Genomic DNA, 14,927 nt, shown 5'->3' on the forward strand with positions numbered 1-14,927 from the left:
CACCGCCGGCTACTCCGGCAACACTGCCGAGAAGGCCAGGAAGATCAACTCGGCGCCCTCGGACTCGTCGTCAACGCCATAGTCCTCTGGAACACCCGTTACATCGACGCCGCAGTGAACCAACTCCGTGCCGAGGACCACCCCGTCAACGACACCGACGTCGCCCGACTCTCACCCCTGATCCGCGACCACATCAATCTCCTTGGCCGCTACCGCTGCAGCACCAGCGACCTCTCGAAAGAAGGCCTCCGACCCTTCCGAAACCCGAACAGCCCAAATAGTCAGGCCCCGAGCCAGGACCCTTAGCGCACGTTTCCGCTCCATTACTGCTCAGACCCCTGCTAAGCACGTTAAGCGTGTCTCGGACACTGTGCCGTGTGCTGCAGCGCTACGCCGCTTTCAATAGCGCCGCGAGTTCCTCCAAAGCATCTTCTCCCGTCGTGTCTCGAACCAGCAGCGGCAGTTCGATCAGCGGCACTGTATCGAGGTGCTCGCGGAGCATTTGCAGACAGGCGTCTTCGCCTTTCCTGCGTTCGGCGAGGAAAGAGCCGGCATCGGCAGGAGATCGGCGGTTGACAACAATGGACGCGACGTCGATCCCCAAACCGCGCAATTGTCTGACAATGTCAAGGGATTCGGCGACGGGCATCTTTTCAGCGAGAGTCACGATCACGAAGCCCGTGGTGGTGCCATCGGTGATCCTCTGCCGCATGCGGGCGAATCGGTCACGACGGGCGATCAACGTGCGCCTCAGTTCTGAGTCGGCAGCCGCCTCTTGGTCTTCACCGCCGACAATTCCACGGGCGGCCGCGGCGAATCGGTCCGATCTGGAGCGGCTGGCGAGCAGTGATTCCGTCCACCCCGTCAACATCTTCGGCAGGGTGAGCAGGTGCAGCGTGTGGCCTGATGGCGCAGTGTCGAAGAGGACGAGGTCATATGCGTCGAGACCATGGTCGATGAGTTCGGCGATCCGTTCGAGGACGGCTGACTCGTGGCTGCCCGGTGCTGTCTTCGCGAGCTCGAGATGCTGCTTCGCCGAGCGGTGCAGCCGCTCGGGAAGGAGCTTCATCATCGTGGCGCTGACAGCCGTGAAATGACGCTCGATGGTGGTGTGCGGGTCGATCTCAACGGCATCCACATATCCAATGGATGCGGTGAAAACTCGCGCGGCAGAATCGGACAACGTCATGTCCCAGATATGGCCGAGGTTGTGTGCCGGATCCGTGGAAACGAGCAGCACTCGTCCGCCGTTCCGGGCGCGAGCAAGAGCCAAGGCCGATGCCACGGACGTTTTACCTACTCCGCCCTTGCCTCCGACGAAGAGCACTCTCCGCTCGCCAGCGAGTGTCAGCAGCATCCGATATGGTCCAATGGTGAGCGGGGGATTCCGATGCGGCGATGCCAGGCGTGGAAGTTGTCCCAGACGGCGGGCAGGAGTTCGGCTGTGTAATATGCGGCCGGGTCGGGCACGCCGAGAGCTTCGCCCAAGACCGCGATCATGAACAGGTCATCTTCGTCCTGCTTCTCCCGTTTGAACATCTGACGGTACGGCCCCACGTAGAACTCGTGCAGGCCCGCCTGAAAAGCTGACCAGCGCCGGAAGAACTCCTTCCGGCGCGGGTCAGTCGGTAACGGTCCCATTCGGTTAGACATCTTCGCTCACCGCGGTCAGTTCCGCGTCCGCGTCTGCGTTCGCGCCCGCGTCTTCGTCTGCGTCTGCGTCTGCGTCTTCCGGCGGTAAGTTCCTGGCGTTGCGCATGGCGATGATTGCTTCGACGGCGACCCACACGCTGGTCACGATGATGATGACGTCAAGCGTGAAGAGCACCCAATCCGGGTCGCTCGGGTCAGTGAAACTGGAAAGCTGTTCGAGCGCCGCCCAGAATGCCATGACGAAAACGATCACGAGCGGAATCATCGCTGTGATGGGGTTGCGCCCCTTGCGGATCAGTATGACCGCGATGATTGATAGGCTCAGCGATGCCATCAGCTGGTTGGTGGTTCCGAACAGCGGCCAGATGCGTAGACCGCCCTCGCCTCCGAGTCCCTGTGAGAACGTCAGGCCGAGGCCGAGTGCCAAGACGATGAGGGTCGCGGGGATCTTGCCGATCTTGAGCTTGAAGGCCTCGGCGGCTTCCTGGACCACAAAGCGCAGCAGCCGCATTCCGGTATCCATCGTGGTGGCGGCAAACAGCACAGCCATCGTCGCCAGTACCGTCGCGCTCAGCGATGCCGGCAGGCCGATGCCGTTCTGCATCAGGTTCGCCCCGCCTTGGACGAAGGCATTGACCCCACCGGCGCCGAACGAGCTGTAGATTTCGTTCCACTCGGCAGCCGACTTGAATCCACCGATGACGGCGAGGATCGTTCCCAGGGAGAGCAGTCCCTCACCGACAGCGCCGAAGTACCCGACGAAACGAGCATCCGTTTCCTTGTCAAGTTGCTTCGAGGTGGTGCCGGAGGCCACCATGCCATGGAATCCCGAGATGGCACCACACGCAATGGTCACGAACAGCAGGGGAATCATGCTTGGCGTGCCCTCGGGAACGTTCATGTTGATGGCGGGGGCGACGATATCCGGTGGTGTTGCGGAGAACAGCGTGGCCAGCAGGACGGACCCAAACAGCATGATCAAGCCGACGAAAAGCTGCACCCCATTGATGTAATCACGTGGCTGGAGCAGGACCCACACCGGCAGCAGCGAAGCGATCGCTCCATAGGCGAACAGGGCGACAATCCAGAATGTGGCCGGAGACATGCCCAGTGTTGATTCGGGGAGCACCACCGGAATCTGGTCGCCGACCACGATGAGCGCGTAGAGCACTACGACGCCGACGACGGTGACGGGCAGCAGGTGCCAGCGAAGCCGGTACACGGCCACACCCACCAGAAGGGCGACGACAATCGCGCCCCACACGGGGATGACCGCTCCCGGTGTGCTGATCAGGAGGTTCTTGATGACGACGGCGAATGCCGCGATCACCATGAGCAGGACAAGGAAAATCACGACCAGGAAAAGGTTGGCCCCGCGCTTACCGATGTACCGAGCGGACAGGGCACCGATGGAACGTCCCTTGTTGCGCGTCGAGGCCCACAACGTTCCCAAATCGTGCATCCCGGCGAAGAATACGGTACCGAGAGTGACCCAGAGCAGGGCTGGAAGCCAGCCCCAGATCACGGCAATGGCAGGACCAACGATGGGGGCAGCACCGGCAACGGAGGTGAAATGGTGGCCCCACAGAATGAACTTGTTCGTGGGCATGTAGTCCACGCCATCCTTGAGCTCGTGCGCCGGGGTCACGAAAGCCTCGTTGAGCTTGTAGACCCTGCGCGCGAGGTACTTCGAGTAGACAAAATAGCCCGCGGCCATGACGCCCAGGCCAATGATCATGAGAATCAAGGAACCCATAAAGTTTCCCCCCTCCTTGTTAAGCCGCGCGAGTGAAACGGCACGACATTGTGCTGGTGAACAGAGTGACGCCAGTATTAACATCCAATACTACGCATCAGGTCTTGTAAGGAATGACTTCATTGCCCTGCGCTTCGGGGATGGTGCCACTGGTTGAGCGTTTAGCAAAACCGTGCCGATAACCGAACGGATGCCGCCCTCGCAAGCGCGCAAGCGGAATCCGGTGATCAGTAACCAGGTTCGAGAACTTGTCGCCGTTAAGTTCTGCCAGCACTGATACGCCGTTCAGTGCAAATTCATCGTCCAAGAACCTCTGAATCGTTGTGAGGCGTTGCAGTCCATCGATGACTTCGTAAACTCCGTCGTCCTCGGCGAAATAGCAGACGGGGATCGGCACGTTGAGCAGCAGCGACTCGACGAGGCGGGAGGCTTTGCCGCTGTCCCAGACGTACTTTCGCTGGTATGCGATATTGAGACTGATCCTGCCGGTCCGAATGTCCTCACGGATTGAACGGACGCCGAGGTCGTAAGGCTGTGTAACCAACTTGCGCTCGTCAGGGGCGATTGAAAGTGGCTCCGCCTGTTCGGTATCATCGCTGTCGTCGGGACCGTCGAGGGGATTACGGAGATCAGTACTGTCCTCGTCTTGCAGGGCAGACGTATCGTTGTGCGTTGTCATGGTTTCCTTCTTGGAGACGATTCCGACTGTACCGCCCGTGATGGGTAAGCGGTCCCGTGGGTAAATAGGCATAAACCGCCTCGTCGCTGGCGGGGCCGAGGTCGAGCTGGAGCGTCAACGTTCTGCCCAGGTCAGCGTCGAGTTCCACGGGAGGGAAGTAGCGCGGTGACGTGGTGCACGTGCTCGACGACGCTCGCCGACGTGAGATCCTGCTCGCTCGCTGCTTCTCGGTAGCGGGTCGGTTATCGCCCAGCTCGTCCCGAGCGGTCACGCCACCACTGACTCCGCTGCGATGCCCGTTTAGCCCGCGCGGGATTCTATTTGATCGAAGCAACACCCACTTCTTAGGTGGTTTGAAATGCTTCATCGTTCTTCGTCAGCAGCAGGTGTCCGGTTTCTCGCCTCGAGGCCTGGGAAGCGGAGGTCGATCATGTCCAGGAACGGCATCATCTGAGGGTTGATGCCGACGAAGAAGCCGTGTTCTGGGTGTCCTTTGATGCGGGGCGCGGCGTCAACGTCGGATCGAAATCGGCTGGAGTCTCCAAATCGACGGCGTATCGGTGGATCGTCAAGCGCTTTGATCTCCTTCGATTTGCCGGCCACACCGTGCGGCATTGCCAAACCACGTTGCGCCTCACCGAAGCGCGGGCGAGGACCTTCGAAGAACGCCGATTGACGCAGCTGCGCCACGACGCGACTGCAGCCAGATTGGTTCTTTGTCGGCAGGCGACCCCTGCCGGCCTAGCTCAACGCAGACGCTCGAGGCTTCGTCTTTCCAGTCAGCTTCGCGCCATCGGGTCGCAGTTCTCCGGATGGGAAACGTGACGGTAGAGGGTTTGTCGGGTTACCCCGAGTTCTTTGCAGAGGTCGCCAACGTGGGTTTCTTTCTGGTCCATGGCGGCCATGGCCAGGCGAACTTTGGCCGCCGTCATCTTGTACGGGCGACCGCCGTTTCTCCCTCGGGCGCGCGCCGCGGCGAGGCCGGCGATAGTGCGCTCGGATATAAGCGCCCGCTCGAACTCGGCCAGGGCAGCGAAAATCCCGAAGACAAGCTTCCCGGATGCAGTCGTGGTGTCGAGCGCGGTGCCCTCGCCGGTGAGTACCTTGAGACCGATGCCGCGGTCGGTGAGGTCATGGACCGTGTTGACCAGGTGGCGTAGATCACGACCGAGTCGGTCGAGTTTCCACACAAGAAGGGTGTCCCCCTTCCGGAGCGCTTTCAGTCAGGCCGCCAGCTGCGGGCGGTCGTCCTTCTTGCCGGAGGCGTGGTCCTCGTAGAGGTTGTCTGGGTCGACGCCGGCGACCAGGAGCGCGTCCCTCTGTAGATCGGTGCTCTGCGACCCGTCGGCCTTCGACACCCGCATGTATCCGAGAAGCATCCTCGACCCCTGTCATTTCTACGTTCGATTACGTGACAACCAAATCATAACCTCGCCGTCATGCAGACAAGTCACTTCTCCTGTGGCTTTCGGATTTATGTTGCGGGGTTCTTACTGACTTATATGTCGGTTGAGGTCACCCCGATGACGAGGGTGGCTACGCACCGCGTGAACGCAATTGCGCGCACCCGTTCGTCCGATGTGTGAAATTCCGTAAGCGAGGGGAAGACGTGCCAGCCACATGCGCGCGGCAAAACGATGATTGATGAACTCGCTGCCGTTGTCCGAATCGATGGCGACCTGGCAGGGGGAATAGTTCGTGCGAATATGCCACCGTGGAGCGGAGCCGTTGCCAGCGCCATGGAAAGGGCTGGGGTCGCGTGCGTCGTTGATGCCGCGGAGAGCGTGGCGAACCCTATGGTGCAATCTGCGGCCAGAGTGCATCCTGCTGGGCACATGTCGTCGCAGTTCGGGTCAATCGGTCCGTCATGATGATCAGGGGACGCCATCGTCCCGGAAGACTGCGGAAGCTCCAGCAAGTGTTCCGCCGTCGCGGTGACCGTCAACTCCGAACGGTGAGCAGCGCCCGCCGGAGGAAGTATTGCGGCGTAAGCACTCGCTATCCCGCTCAGCGCGACGAGGAACACGAGCGCGGGAACTAGCAGGCGAGTACCTACGGACGGGCGACGGGCGACGGGCGAACCTAGTTGCTCTCATGCAGACCCCTCTCGCTCGAGTCGGAGTTCCACGACTGTCGTGTCCTGAGTGTAAATGGCGATCACTCGCAATCCACTGAGAACTATACCCTATGGGGGTATGCCGTGGGAGTGTCGGTGCCACTACAGCATTCAAAACGGAAGAATTGGGATGCACTCTACGACGAAATTCTCGACGTGAAGGCGTTCGCTGGACGTCCTCGACATCCCGCGCCGAGACGATGTTGATACGCCAGGTTGATACGCCAGCTCGGCGTTCTCAACGTGGACTCGGATGTTCTTATTCCGACGGTAAGCCCGGACTAGTCCTGCTGGAGGGCCGTCGTACGAATTAGTGCCGAAGACGGAATCGACACTGTGAACCCAGTGAAACCCGGGGTCGGGGACACCTTGCTCCGGCGAGTCCCCTGGACATGTTTGGTTCGCCCGGACGCAAGTACGGCACGCCCGCGTGGGTGAAATCGCGTCCTGAGGGCTTACGGCCCTGTTTGTCGATTACGAGCGGCGATAGCCTTTCAAGAAAATGGAGGTGTGACCATGTACGGATGGGGCGGCGACAGCTGGGGAATGACCGGCTGGATCATAATGGCAGTGTTGATGGTCTTGTTCTGGGGCGGCGTGATCACCGTCATCATCGTGGTTCTGCTGCGGCGCCCGCACTCCGATCAAGGAACGAACGCGGTGCGCCCCTCGCACCATCAGGCGGAGGTCATTCTGCACGAGCGTTTCGCCCGCGGAGAGATCGATGAAACCGAATACCTCACCCGTCGCACCGCTCTTCGCCGACCGGAATGACGACCGCTCGAAAGTGGTCGACCGGGGTGTGGGTGATCGTCGGGATTCTGGCCACGGTGTTGCTCACCGGGTTGTCCCTGGTGACGGTCGGCCTCCTGGGCGGCGGGTTCACAGCTGGCGGGCCCGGATCGCGGTCCGGGGACTGCGCGGTGCCGAACCTCTCGGGAACGGTCGTGAACGTCACCACGACGGACATGGGCGGGCCCATGATGGGCGGAGGCCACGGTCCATGGCCCGGTGCCTCCATGCGATTGCGCGCCGACCGGGCCACTGTTGAACACGGGACGGTGTCGTTCCTCGTGACGAACAGGGGCAACATCACTCACGAGATGGTTGTTCTGCCCCTTCCCGACTCTCACATTGTGGGCACACGAGCAATCGCTGGCGACCAACAGATCGACGAAGCGGGCAACCTGGGCGAGGCATCCAACACCTGCGGTGACGGCGGGGGCGAGGGAATCCTGCCCGGAACCTCAGGCTGGATGACCGTCACCCTGAAGCCGGGCCAGTACGAGTTGGTCTGCAACCTCCCCGGTCACTACGCCGCCGGAATGTACACACAACTCACCGTCACCTGACCATCAACAGGCCCCCGTGATAGGCGAAGGATGGCTTCTGGCATCCCCCTTACGTGTCATCCGGAGCCGGATTGCGTGCGCACGACGATATCGCCCCGCATGACCGAAGGGCGTCCGACTTCAGTTGCCCGTGTGGGTGCAACAGCAGTTGGGATGCTCATGCCCCATAAAACACCTGACGATTGCACTCCCGACGGGGAGAACAGCGGCTAACCCACCGTCACCAGATCCCGGGGTTCGCCCGCCGTGACGATGCTGACGGGCACTGGCACGCTCAGCCCGCGGAAGCCTCGGAGTCTCAGGCTGTTGCTCACCATGAAGACTGACGATAGTCCCATCGCCGCGCCGGCGATGAGCGGGTTGAGCAGTCCGAACATGGCCAGCGGGATTGCGGCGACGTTGTAGGCAAAGGCCCAGAACAGGTTGACCTTGATGGTGGCCAGGGTGCGCCGAGATAGACGGATCGCGTCGGCTGCGGCGATGAGGTCGCTGCGCACGAGCGTGAGGTCGCTGCGCACGAGCGTGAGGTCGCTGGCCTCAATGGCGCCGTCCGTTCCCGTTCCCATCGCGATGCCGAGGTCGGCCGTGGTGAGTGCGACCGCGTCGTTGACGCCGTCGCCGGCCAACGCGACGGGCGCGGCGAGGGTGAGGGCCAGCCATTGCCAGTTCGTGAACTTCGGCGCCGGAATCATCGACATCAGTGCGGCGGGCGTCGCGAGCACCGTGGAGATGAGCAGCCTGCGGCGCAGGCTGTCAACCTCCGCATCCGCCGGGGCGTCGGGCGAGGCATCCGGCTCAATCGGGGTCGGGAACTCCGCCCCGTATCCGGTCGCCTCGATCGTCGCAATCGCGTCGTCGACCGTGGTGCCCTCAGGCACGAAGACGGCGGCCTTGTCGGTCGCGTAATTTACCGAGGCTTCGACGCCCGGCATGCGGTTGAGTTTTTTCTCGATCCGAGCGGCACAGGACGCGCACGTCATCCCGCTGACGACAAGCTCGACCTGTTGTCCACTCATCGGGACTGGGCAACCAAGTCGTAGCCGGCCTCGTCGATCGCGGCGGCAACCGCGTCGCGGTCCAATTCGCCGATGCTCAAGACTGTCACCTGGGAGACGCCACCGGAGACGAGCTCGACCTCAACGTTGGTCGCGCCCTTAAGCTGACTCAGCTCCTCCGTCACGCTCTTCACGCAGTGACTGCAGGTCATTCCCGACACCGACCAGGTGCTCGTGATCATGGCCCCGTCCGCACTGCCGGATGACGTTGCGGCTGCGTTCTCATGCCTGGAGGTTCCGCACGCACAGGAGGCAGCGCCCGCTGTCTCGTGGGTGTGGGTTCCGCACGCGCAGGAGGCGACGGTCAGGCCGAGGTCATTCCGGTTTGTTGTGCACATAAGCTGCAGTCCTTTCGATCAGCGGTACCCCCTAGGGGTACCTGAACCCGCTATACTTCCCATACCTCCCTGGGGTATAATGTTCCCATGAATGAATCCACCGAAACGGAGACTGCGCCCCATCAGCACGGGTACATCTCCAACAAAGATGGTTACCGAAAGCGCCTGCGCCGTATCGAGGGACAGGCCAGAGGCCTGCAGGGCATGGTGACGGACGAGAAGTACTGCATCGACATCCTGACCCAGATCTCGGCGATGACCAACGCCCTCCAGTCCGTCGCACTGGGCCTTCTCGACGATCACCTCAACCACTGCGTCGTCGACGCTGCCGCAGCCGGCGGCGAAGAGGCAGACCTCAAGATGCGGGAGGCCTCGGCCGCCATCGCCAGGTTGGTGCGTTCGTAACTGTACTGAGTATCGAGTGGCCTCGACTTTTAGAGGGCGAGGCGAGGGCTATGTCATCGATCAGGATGATCTGGTGGCACTTCACTCTCGAGAACTGATTCGGGGTGCCCGCGATCGGTTGAGGGAAGCGGCCTTCTTCCTGCTGCTGCTGGCACTTCTTTCCTTCGTTGATCGCTCCCCTCATCGGTGGTGGCGTCACCATCCGGTCGCCATGACCATCGGCGCAATCGTCGCCTTGGCCCTCATCGCGCTGACCATCCTGATGTTGGTCATGCCGGCTCAGCAGCACGTGTGACCGAGGCGCCGCTCGGTCGCGGTCGCGGCACTTCGCCGCTGCGCCGCGCGCATATCTCGTTGTGGATCTTGTCGGGATTACGATTCTGGCCGCCGCGATCCCAATTTCCCGGCCGATACTCTGTTTGGTGGGCACGGCTCAGCGCTTGGCTGAGAGGCGCCGGTTCCGGTTGTTGTCAGTCCACAACGAACGCGCCGTGTACTCTAGGGGGGTATGCGCTGCGGCGTATTTTCAGGAGTTACAGGGAGCACGAGCGAAGGGCGCGATAACCATGAGCGCAGTTCGTGGTCCCGCTCGCATCTCGCGCCTACTGACGCTGCGACGGATTTTCGTCGTTCTCATGGCCATCGGCGCCGTTCTTGTCGGGCTGTTGTCCTTTCACTCGATGATGGTTTCCCAAAACGGATCGCCTGCTAGGTCTGCTGCTGTGTCCAACGCCCAGACGCACGTCGATAGCGTGACGGTGGTCGGCGCCGTTGCAGTGGCTTCCTCCGCTTTGGTCGCCGCAGCTGTTCCGGTACCTCAATGCGATCAAAGCTCTGTGACGGGGTGCGTGGGGGTGGCGCTAGCGTGCTTGGTCTTCGCAGTGGTGGCCGCGATGACCCTTCTTCTGTGGTCTCCGTTGCTTTTGCACCGCTTTCTGGATCGTGGCCGACGCCTGATCCGACAGGTAGTGGAAGTCAGAAATCACGTGTACCTGCCGTCGCTGACCGTTCTTTCCATTAGTCGCACCTAGACCGAAAGATCCCCCGCGGCACGCCCGCCTGGCGCCAGCTTCGTGGCGCCCTGTCATCAAGATGCGTACCGACGAGATCTCGGTCATGACAGACCTGCTCGCTTCCCTCTGGCCTGAAGGTCTGTGAATCGGCGCGCTCCCTCCACCCTCGTGCAGGAATAAGCACTTCCCAGCGGGCAACGACGTGTTGCCAGCACCAGCCACACCATTCGGCAATTTCATATTGAAGGAACACTCGTGAACAATTCCCTTACTCGCCGCACCTTTCTGGGCGCGACCCTGGCCACAGCCACCACGGCGGCTCTCGCCGCCTGCGCCACCCCATCGCCCTCACGGGGCGTCACCCGGATCTTGGCAACGGATCCGATGGTGGGTCGGTTTGAGGACCGTCGCACGGCTTCGGGCAGAATCACTACTCAACAGCTCACCGCAGGAGCCTTCGACACCACCGTGTCCGGAATGGCGCTGGCGACCTGGGGCTACAACAACGCGCTCAACGGGCCCGTCATCCGCGCACGCACCGGTGACCTGCTCGATGTGGCGGTGACGAACAACCTTAACGAGGCGACGAGCATTCACTGGCACGGCCTGGCTCTACGAAACAACGCCGACGGCGTACCCGGTGTCACCCAGAAGGCCATCGCCGCTGGAGCCGATTCCAGCTACAAATTCCGGCTTACCCACCCTGGAACCTACTGGTACCACTCCCATGTTGACATGCAACGCGAACGAGCGCTCTCGGGTGCGCTGGTGATTGAGGACCCGAACGAGGCACTGAGCTACGACCAGGAATGGGTCATCGTCCTTGATGATTGGCTGGACGGTATCAGTGGCAGGCCCGAAGGGGTGCTGGCCAGGCTCGCTGGCGGCATGGACATGTCCGGCATGAACATGAGCGAGTCGCCCATGCTCATGGGTTCCTCCAGCGCATATCTGGGCGGGGATGCCGGCGACGTAAGAATGCCCGCCCACCTCTTCAACGGCAAGACAGCGACTGAACCGGAAATTTTCCCGAGCAAGCCGGGGAACCGGATCCGTTTGCGGATTATCAATGCTTCCGGGGACACCGCTTACCGTGTCGGGGTGCCCGGACGGAAAATCGCCCTCACCCATGCCGACGGCTTCCCGGTGAAACATGTCGATGTCGACGCCGTCGTCCTCGGGATGGGCGAACGAATCGATGCCATCCTCACGGTCACTGACGCGTTCACACCGCTGATGGCACTTCCGGAAGGAAAAGACGGATCGGCGTGGGGACTGATCAATGCAGGCGGCGCTGGCGCAGCTCCGCAGGCGTCCAGTCTTCCCTCCAGCCTGGACGGGGTCGTCACGGATGGTGGACGACTCAAGGCCGACGAAAGCGTGATTCTGAACGCCCAGTCCCCCGACCGGATTCACACAATGCGCCTCACCGGGTCTATGGACAACTACAGCTGGGGAATCAACGGCAATATGTTCAATCCGGACCGACCATTTGCGGACGCCTTTGATATCGCTGTGAATGAACGGGTTCAGGTGAAGATCATCAATGACACGTCGATGTGGCACCCGATGCACCTGCACGGACACTCCTTTCAAATCAGCGGTAACGGCGCGCGCAAGGACACCGTCATCGTGAGGCCGAAAGAAACCGTGACCTTCGAATTCGACGCGGACAACCCCGGGCAATGGCTCACCCACTGCCACAACGCCTACCACGCAGCGAAGGGAATGATGGGCGTATTCTCGTACGTCCGATAGCGGCTGACGCCGATGGGTAACGATGCCCTTGCGCGTCGCCGTGGGGTGCCAACCCTGCGCTTTACGCCATCGCGGAGAAGCGAGGCCGAGAAACAGTCGGCCTGCGCCTGTTGGCTCTAGATAGTCAGCGACATCTCATTACCCACTCACACAGAGTGTGTACTCTAGGGGGGTATACGTTGCGGCGGATACTGACGCGTGACGCGGAACCGGAGGTGGCACAATCATGACTGGACTAGGTGCCATCGCCGACGATTCTCCGCTGCACGTGCTGCGGTCGATTCTCGTCGCCTCACTCGCCGTCGGCGCCATCCTGGTCGGCCTGCTCGTTGGTCACTCCGTCGCGGGTTCACAGGAGGTCCTGCCTGCAGCGTCTTCGGGGTCGATTGCTCGCTCGTACGCCGGCAATGGTTCTCTGAGCATCACTGACGCGTCCTCGGCTGAACAGTCGGGCGTGTCTGCAAGCGCCCTTGCGACACTGGGCTGTGATCTGGCCTGCACAGCCGGATGCGTCATTTTGGCAACGGCTTGTCTGGTCCTTTTCGTTCTCGCGACACTCGTGTTCCTCGCCCGGTATCCGGATGTCTTCTACCGGCTTGTGGACAGAGGCCGACGCATGATCCAGCAGATCCCTGAATCCAAGAACCACATCTACCTGCCGTCGCTTTCCGATCTTTCCATCTGTCGCACCTAGGCCGAACCACTACGCGGCATGACCGTGCTGGCGTCACTCAGATGACGCCTCGGTTCACGAGGGCCAGGCGACGACTGGGGGAAGTGTGCCCCGAAAACGTACCGCTCTGGTGATCACCGCCACCGGTCCCGAGGCCGTCACGCAACACGCGGCATGCATGGCGTGAATCGCGCACCCCAACACTCCCGTCAGGCACGCGTAAAGAACATGTCCCACCGTGCGCACACTCTCCCAGCGCAACAATCATCTCGACCGTCGATAGGGAAATGACAGACGCCCCACTGGCAAGCCATCGTTCGCCCTCCCGCAAAGGAGGTCGACGGCTTGCCAGTGCAGGGTTCGGCCTCCTCCCCTTGGCACTGATTCTGAGGGACTGTGCGACGAACTCGCACGCGGTTACCGGCCGCGTTCTCTTGCCAGATCCCGGGCCCAAGCATCCTCGACACGCACATCCGCGCCGCCCGTGATGAGGAGGCGCCCGGATGACCGAGTGTCTGGCTACATCTCCATCGTCAGCACAGATCAATCAAGAAAGTAGAACCCGCTCGTGACAATCTTCGCCAGTATCCCCAGCCCAGGCATCAGTTATTTCGACCTCGGCCCGCTCCGCATACATTTCTACGCGCTGTTTATCCTCGCCGGCATTGTCGTCGCTGTCTGGCTCACGTCTCGGCGCCTCACCCGGCGCGGCGGCCAACCCGAACTTGTGCTTGATATCGCGCTGTGGACCGTGCCGCTGGGTATTGTGGGCGGCCGCCTGTACCACGTAGTCACCCATCCGACCAATTACTTCTATCCCGGCGCGGACCTCTGGAAGACCCTCTACGTGTGGGAGGGCGGACTAGCCATCTTCGGCGCGGTTCTCTTCGGCGCGGTAGGCGCCTACATCGCCTGCCATCGAGCCGGGTTGCGCTTCTTATCCTTCGCCGACGCTTTGGCACCGGGAATGCTGATCGCTCAGGCACTAGGGAGGCTCGGCAACTATTTCAACCAAGAGCTCTTCGGCGCACCGACCACCCTCCCGTGGGGCCTGCAAATCGAGGCAACTAATCCTGCCTTCCCAATGGGACTTCCGACCGAGACTCTTTTCCAGCCACTGTTCCTGTACGAGATGCTGTGGAACCTCTTCGGCGTCCTCGTCATCCTGCTGGCCGAGCGTCAGTTCAATCTGCGTTGGGGGAAGACCATCGGCCTGTACCTGATCTGGTACGGCATCGGCCGAACCTGGCTGGAAGCTCTTCGGTTGGATCCGACCGAGTTCCTTCTCGCCGGTCTGAAAATCAACATGGTCACCGCCATGACCGTCGCCCTGATCGGGCTCCTTCTGATCATCGTGCAATGGCGTCGCCACCCGGAACCAGAAACGTCCCCCTATTTGCCTGGTCACAGCTTGTCGCCGGCAACGGCGGTCGCCACCAAGTCATCCGCCGCCACCCGACGATCGTCGACCTCGCACGGCGACCGCCAATGAGGAAACGCCCTCAAGCCCGCGCGCGGCGCAGTCAGGTCCGGGAAGGCGTCGTGTCGCGACCGGTAGACCACATCGACCCACCTCCCGCCCCTCAATAGACCAGGCCGTTCTCGCACTCCCGTGCGGACCGCGAGGGTGGGCACGTTGGCCGTATTCCCACTCCCGCCTGTAAACCACCCACCTCTCAATCGATTGGAAACGCAAGATGAAGAAATCACAAGAGACGCCCGAGGCAAACGCCAAGCCAGCACTGTCACCGCAGGATGAGGCCCACCGGAAGTACCGTCGCGGCCGCATTTACGTCAGAACCGGCCAGGTGCTCATGATCGTCGGCGCGCTCGTCGCAATCGTTCACTGGCTCGCCCATATCGAAGCCTTCGGGCCCACGCAACCGGAGCTCTGGCTCGACGCCGCTGCCGGCTACCCCATGGGCGCCATGCTTCTGATCAGTGGTGCCATCATCGCGGGGCAAAAACCGAAATGAGCGTGGACAACTTCTGATTCAACGCCGTCTGTGCCGTCGTTCCCACCATTAGGGTGGGGCTGATCTTCTGGTTAATCATGCACGCTTTTCGCCACGAACGAAGGGCCCCCGCGAAGATCGAGACGGAAATGCGAGCAAAGATCGACCTCCGTA

At 61.6% G+C, this 14,927-nt stretch carries 15 protein-coding genes and 5 pseudogenes; 11 read left to right on the forward strand and 9 right to left on the reverse strand.

Translation table 11 applies throughout. From position 1 onward, the window contains the following. Window positions 1-12: 12 nt before the first annotated feature. Window positions 13-306, forward strand: a pseudogene (locus tag EDD25_RS02440) (Tn3 family transposase); the annotation flags it as partial. 82 nt (window positions 307-388) lie between these two features. Here the strand turns inward: EDD25_RS02440 and EDD25_RS02445 are convergent. From EDD25_RS02445 to EDD25_RS02470, 6 genes and pseudogenes are all read right to left on the reverse strand, one after another. Continuing rightward, window positions 389-1,357, reverse strand: coding sequence for an ArsA family ATPase (locus EDD25_RS02445; RefSeq protein ID WP_134171879.1), 969 nt, complete (start codon window positions 1,355-1,357; stop codon window positions 389-391). Beyond that, window positions 1,348-1,653: a cory-CC-star protein gene (locus tag EDD25_RS02450; protein WP_241986299.1), complete on the reverse strand. Its 306-nt coding sequence runs from the start codon at window positions 1,651-1,653 to the stop codon at window positions 1,348-1,350. Before EDD25_RS02450 ends, EDD25_RS02445 begins: the two co-directional genes overlap by 10 nt. After that, window positions 1,646-3,409, reverse strand: a complete 1,764-nt coding sequence (locus tag EDD25_RS02455) for a carbon starvation CstA family protein (RefSeq protein WP_134171880.1) — start codon at window positions 3,407-3,409, stop codon at window positions 1,646-1,648. The genes EDD25_RS02450 and EDD25_RS02455 overlap by 8 nt, the downstream gene beginning before the upstream one ends. A 97-nt stretch (window positions 3,410-3,506) precedes the next feature. Beyond that, window positions 3,507-4,088 carry a DUF262 domain-containing protein gene (locus tag EDD25_RS02460; protein WP_166671175.1) on the reverse strand — a complete coding sequence of 194 codons (582 nt, stop codon included), beginning with the start codon at window positions 4,086-4,088 and terminating at the stop codon, window positions 3,507-3,509. A gap of 363 nt (window positions 4,089-4,451) precedes the next feature. Continuing rightward, the gene (locus tag EDD25_RS02465) at window positions 4,452-4,778 is read right to left on the reverse strand and encodes a hypothetical protein (RefSeq protein WP_134171882.1); all 327 of its coding nucleotides are present in this window, start codon (window positions 4,776-4,778) and stop codon (window positions 4,452-4,454) included. 51 nt (window positions 4,779-4,829) lie between these two features. Next, window positions 4,830-5,467, reverse strand: a pseudogene (locus tag EDD25_RS02470) (recombinase family protein). Window positions 5,468-6,504: 1,037 nt separating this feature from the next. Between EDD25_RS02470 and EDD25_RS17690 the strand changes: the two are divergent. The 3 genes and pseudogenes from EDD25_RS17690 to EDD25_RS02485 form a co-directional block, all read left to right on the forward strand. Continuing rightward, a pseudogene (locus EDD25_RS17690) lies at window positions 6,505-6,642 on the forward strand (RNA-binding protein); the annotation flags it as partial. 78 nt (window positions 6,643-6,720) lie between these two features. Then, window positions 6,721-6,978, forward strand: a complete 258-nt coding sequence (locus EDD25_RS02480) for an SHOCT domain-containing protein (protein ID WP_134175061.1) — start codon at window positions 6,721-6,723, stop codon at window positions 6,976-6,978. Then, complete coding sequence (locus EDD25_RS02485) at window positions 6,975-7,556, forward strand: sulfocyanin-like copper-binding protein (RefSeq protein WP_134171883.1); 582 nt, start codon at window positions 6,975-6,977, stop codon at window positions 7,554-7,556. The genes EDD25_RS02480 and EDD25_RS02485 overlap by 4 nt, the downstream gene beginning before the upstream one ends. A gap of 209 nt (window positions 7,557-7,765) precedes the next feature. On the opposite strand, the pseudogene EDD25_RS17875 reads toward EDD25_RS02485, so the two are convergent. The 3 genes and pseudogenes from EDD25_RS17875 to EDD25_RS02495 form a co-directional block, all read right to left on the reverse strand. Further along, window positions 7,766-8,188, reverse strand: a pseudogene (locus EDD25_RS17875) (heavy metal translocating P-type ATPase); the annotation flags it as partial. Window positions 8,189-8,389: 201 nt separating this feature from the next. Next, a pseudogene (locus tag EDD25_RS18125) lies at window positions 8,390-8,572 on the reverse strand (cation transporter); the annotation flags it as partial. Further along, the gene (locus EDD25_RS02495) at window positions 8,569-8,793 is read right to left on the reverse strand and encodes a heavy-metal-associated domain-containing protein (protein WP_134171885.1); all 225 of its coding nucleotides are present in this window, start codon (window positions 8,791-8,793) and stop codon (window positions 8,569-8,571) included. The pseudogene EDD25_RS18125 and the gene EDD25_RS02495, both read right to left, overlap by 4 nt. 243 nt (window positions 8,794-9,036) lie before the next feature. On the opposite strand from EDD25_RS02495, the gene EDD25_RS02500 reads away from it, so the two are divergent. The 7 genes from EDD25_RS02500 to EDD25_RS02530 all read left to right on the forward strand — a co-directional run bounded on the left by EDD25_RS02500 (window position 9,037) and on the right by EDD25_RS02530 (window position 14,774). Next, window positions 9,037-9,354 (forward strand): metal-sensitive transcriptional regulator, encoded by a 318-nt coding sequence (locus tag EDD25_RS02500; protein ID WP_134171886.1) that lies wholly within the window; start codon window positions 9,037-9,039, stop codon window positions 9,352-9,354. A 73-nt stretch (window positions 9,355-9,427) separates the two neighbouring features. Then, the gene (locus EDD25_RS02505) at window positions 9,428-9,649 is read left to right on the forward strand and encodes a hypothetical protein (protein ID WP_134171887.1); all 222 of its coding nucleotides are present in this window, start codon (window positions 9,428-9,430) and stop codon (window positions 9,647-9,649) included. A gap of 271 nt (window positions 9,650-9,920) precedes the next feature. Then, window positions 9,921-10,385 (forward strand): hypothetical protein, encoded by a 465-nt coding sequence (locus EDD25_RS02510; RefSeq protein ID WP_134171888.1) that lies wholly within the window; start codon window positions 9,921-9,923, stop codon window positions 10,383-10,385. Window positions 10,386-10,622: 237 nt separating this feature from the next. Next, complete coding sequence (locus EDD25_RS02515) at window positions 10,623-12,125, forward strand: multicopper oxidase family protein (protein WP_241986300.1); 1,503 nt, start codon at window positions 10,623-10,625, stop codon at window positions 12,123-12,125. Between the two features lie 226 nt (window positions 12,126-12,351). After that, window positions 12,352-12,819 carry a hypothetical protein gene (locus EDD25_RS02520; RefSeq protein ID WP_134171890.1) on the forward strand — a complete coding sequence of 156 codons (468 nt, stop codon included), beginning with the start codon at window positions 12,352-12,354 and terminating at the stop codon, window positions 12,817-12,819. A gap of 547 nt (window positions 12,820-13,366) precedes the next feature. Then, window positions 13,367-14,290, forward strand: coding sequence for a prolipoprotein diacylglyceryl transferase (gene lgt / locus EDD25_RS02525; RefSeq protein WP_241986301.1), 924 nt, complete (start codon window positions 13,367-13,369; stop codon window positions 14,288-14,290). A 205-nt stretch (window positions 14,291-14,495) separates the two neighbouring features. Beyond that, window positions 14,496-14,774: a hypothetical protein gene (locus tag EDD25_RS02530; protein WP_134171891.1), complete on the forward strand. Its 279-nt coding sequence runs from the start codon at window positions 14,496-14,498 to the stop codon at window positions 14,772-14,774. The last annotated feature ends 153 nt before the right edge of the window (window positions 14,775-14,927 follow it).

The sequence above is a fragment of the Cryobacterium psychrophilum genome, from assembly GCF_004365915.1.
Taxonomy (GTDB): domain Bacteria; phylum Actinomycetota; class Actinomycetes; order Actinomycetales; family Microbacteriaceae; genus Cryobacterium; species Cryobacterium psychrophilum.

What these genes read in the sequence shown, in the direction of transcription:
- EDD25_RS02445 (WP_134171879.1), bottom strand. Translation starts at nt 1,357, where the DNA reads ATGCTGCTGACACTCGCTGGCGAGCGGAGAGTGCTCTTCGTCGGAGGC.
- EDD25_RS02450 (WP_241986299.1), bottom strand. Translation starts at nt 1,653, where the DNA reads ATGTCTAACCGAATGGGACCGTTACCGACTGACCCGCGCCGGAAGGAG.
- EDD25_RS02455 (WP_134171880.1), bottom strand. Translation starts at nt 3,409, where the DNA reads ATGGGTTCCTTGATTCTCATGATCATTGGCCTGGGCGTCATGGCCGCG.
- EDD25_RS02460 (WP_166671175.1), bottom strand. Translation starts at nt 4,088, where the DNA reads ATGACAACGCACAACGATACGTCTGCCCTGCAAGACGAGGACAGTACT.
- EDD25_RS02480 (WP_134175061.1), top strand. Translation starts at nt 6,721, where the DNA reads ATGTACGGATGGGGCGGCGACAGCTGGGGAATGACCGGCTGGATCATA.
- EDD25_RS02485 (WP_134171883.1), top strand. Translation starts at nt 6,975, where the DNA reads ATGACGACCGCTCGAAAGTGGTCGACCGGGGTGTGGGTGATCGTCGGG.
- EDD25_RS02495 (WP_134171885.1), bottom strand. Translation starts at nt 8,793, where the DNA reads ATGATCACGAGCACCTGGTCGGTGTCGGGAATGACCTGCAGTCACTGC.
- EDD25_RS02500 (WP_134171886.1), top strand. Translation starts at nt 9,037, where the DNA reads ATGAATGAATCCACCGAAACGGAGACTGCGCCCCATCAGCACGGGTAC.
- EDD25_RS02510 (WP_134171888.1), top strand. Translation starts at nt 9,921, where the DNA reads ATGAGCGCAGTTCGTGGTCCCGCTCGCATCTCGCGCCTACTGACGCTG.
- EDD25_RS02520 (WP_134171890.1), top strand. Translation starts at nt 12,352, where the DNA reads ATGACTGGACTAGGTGCCATCGCCGACGATTCTCCGCTGCACGTGCTG.
- EDD25_RS02530 (WP_134171891.1), top strand. Translation starts at nt 14,496, where the DNA reads ATGAAGAAATCACAAGAGACGCCCGAGGCAAACGCCAAGCCAGCACTG.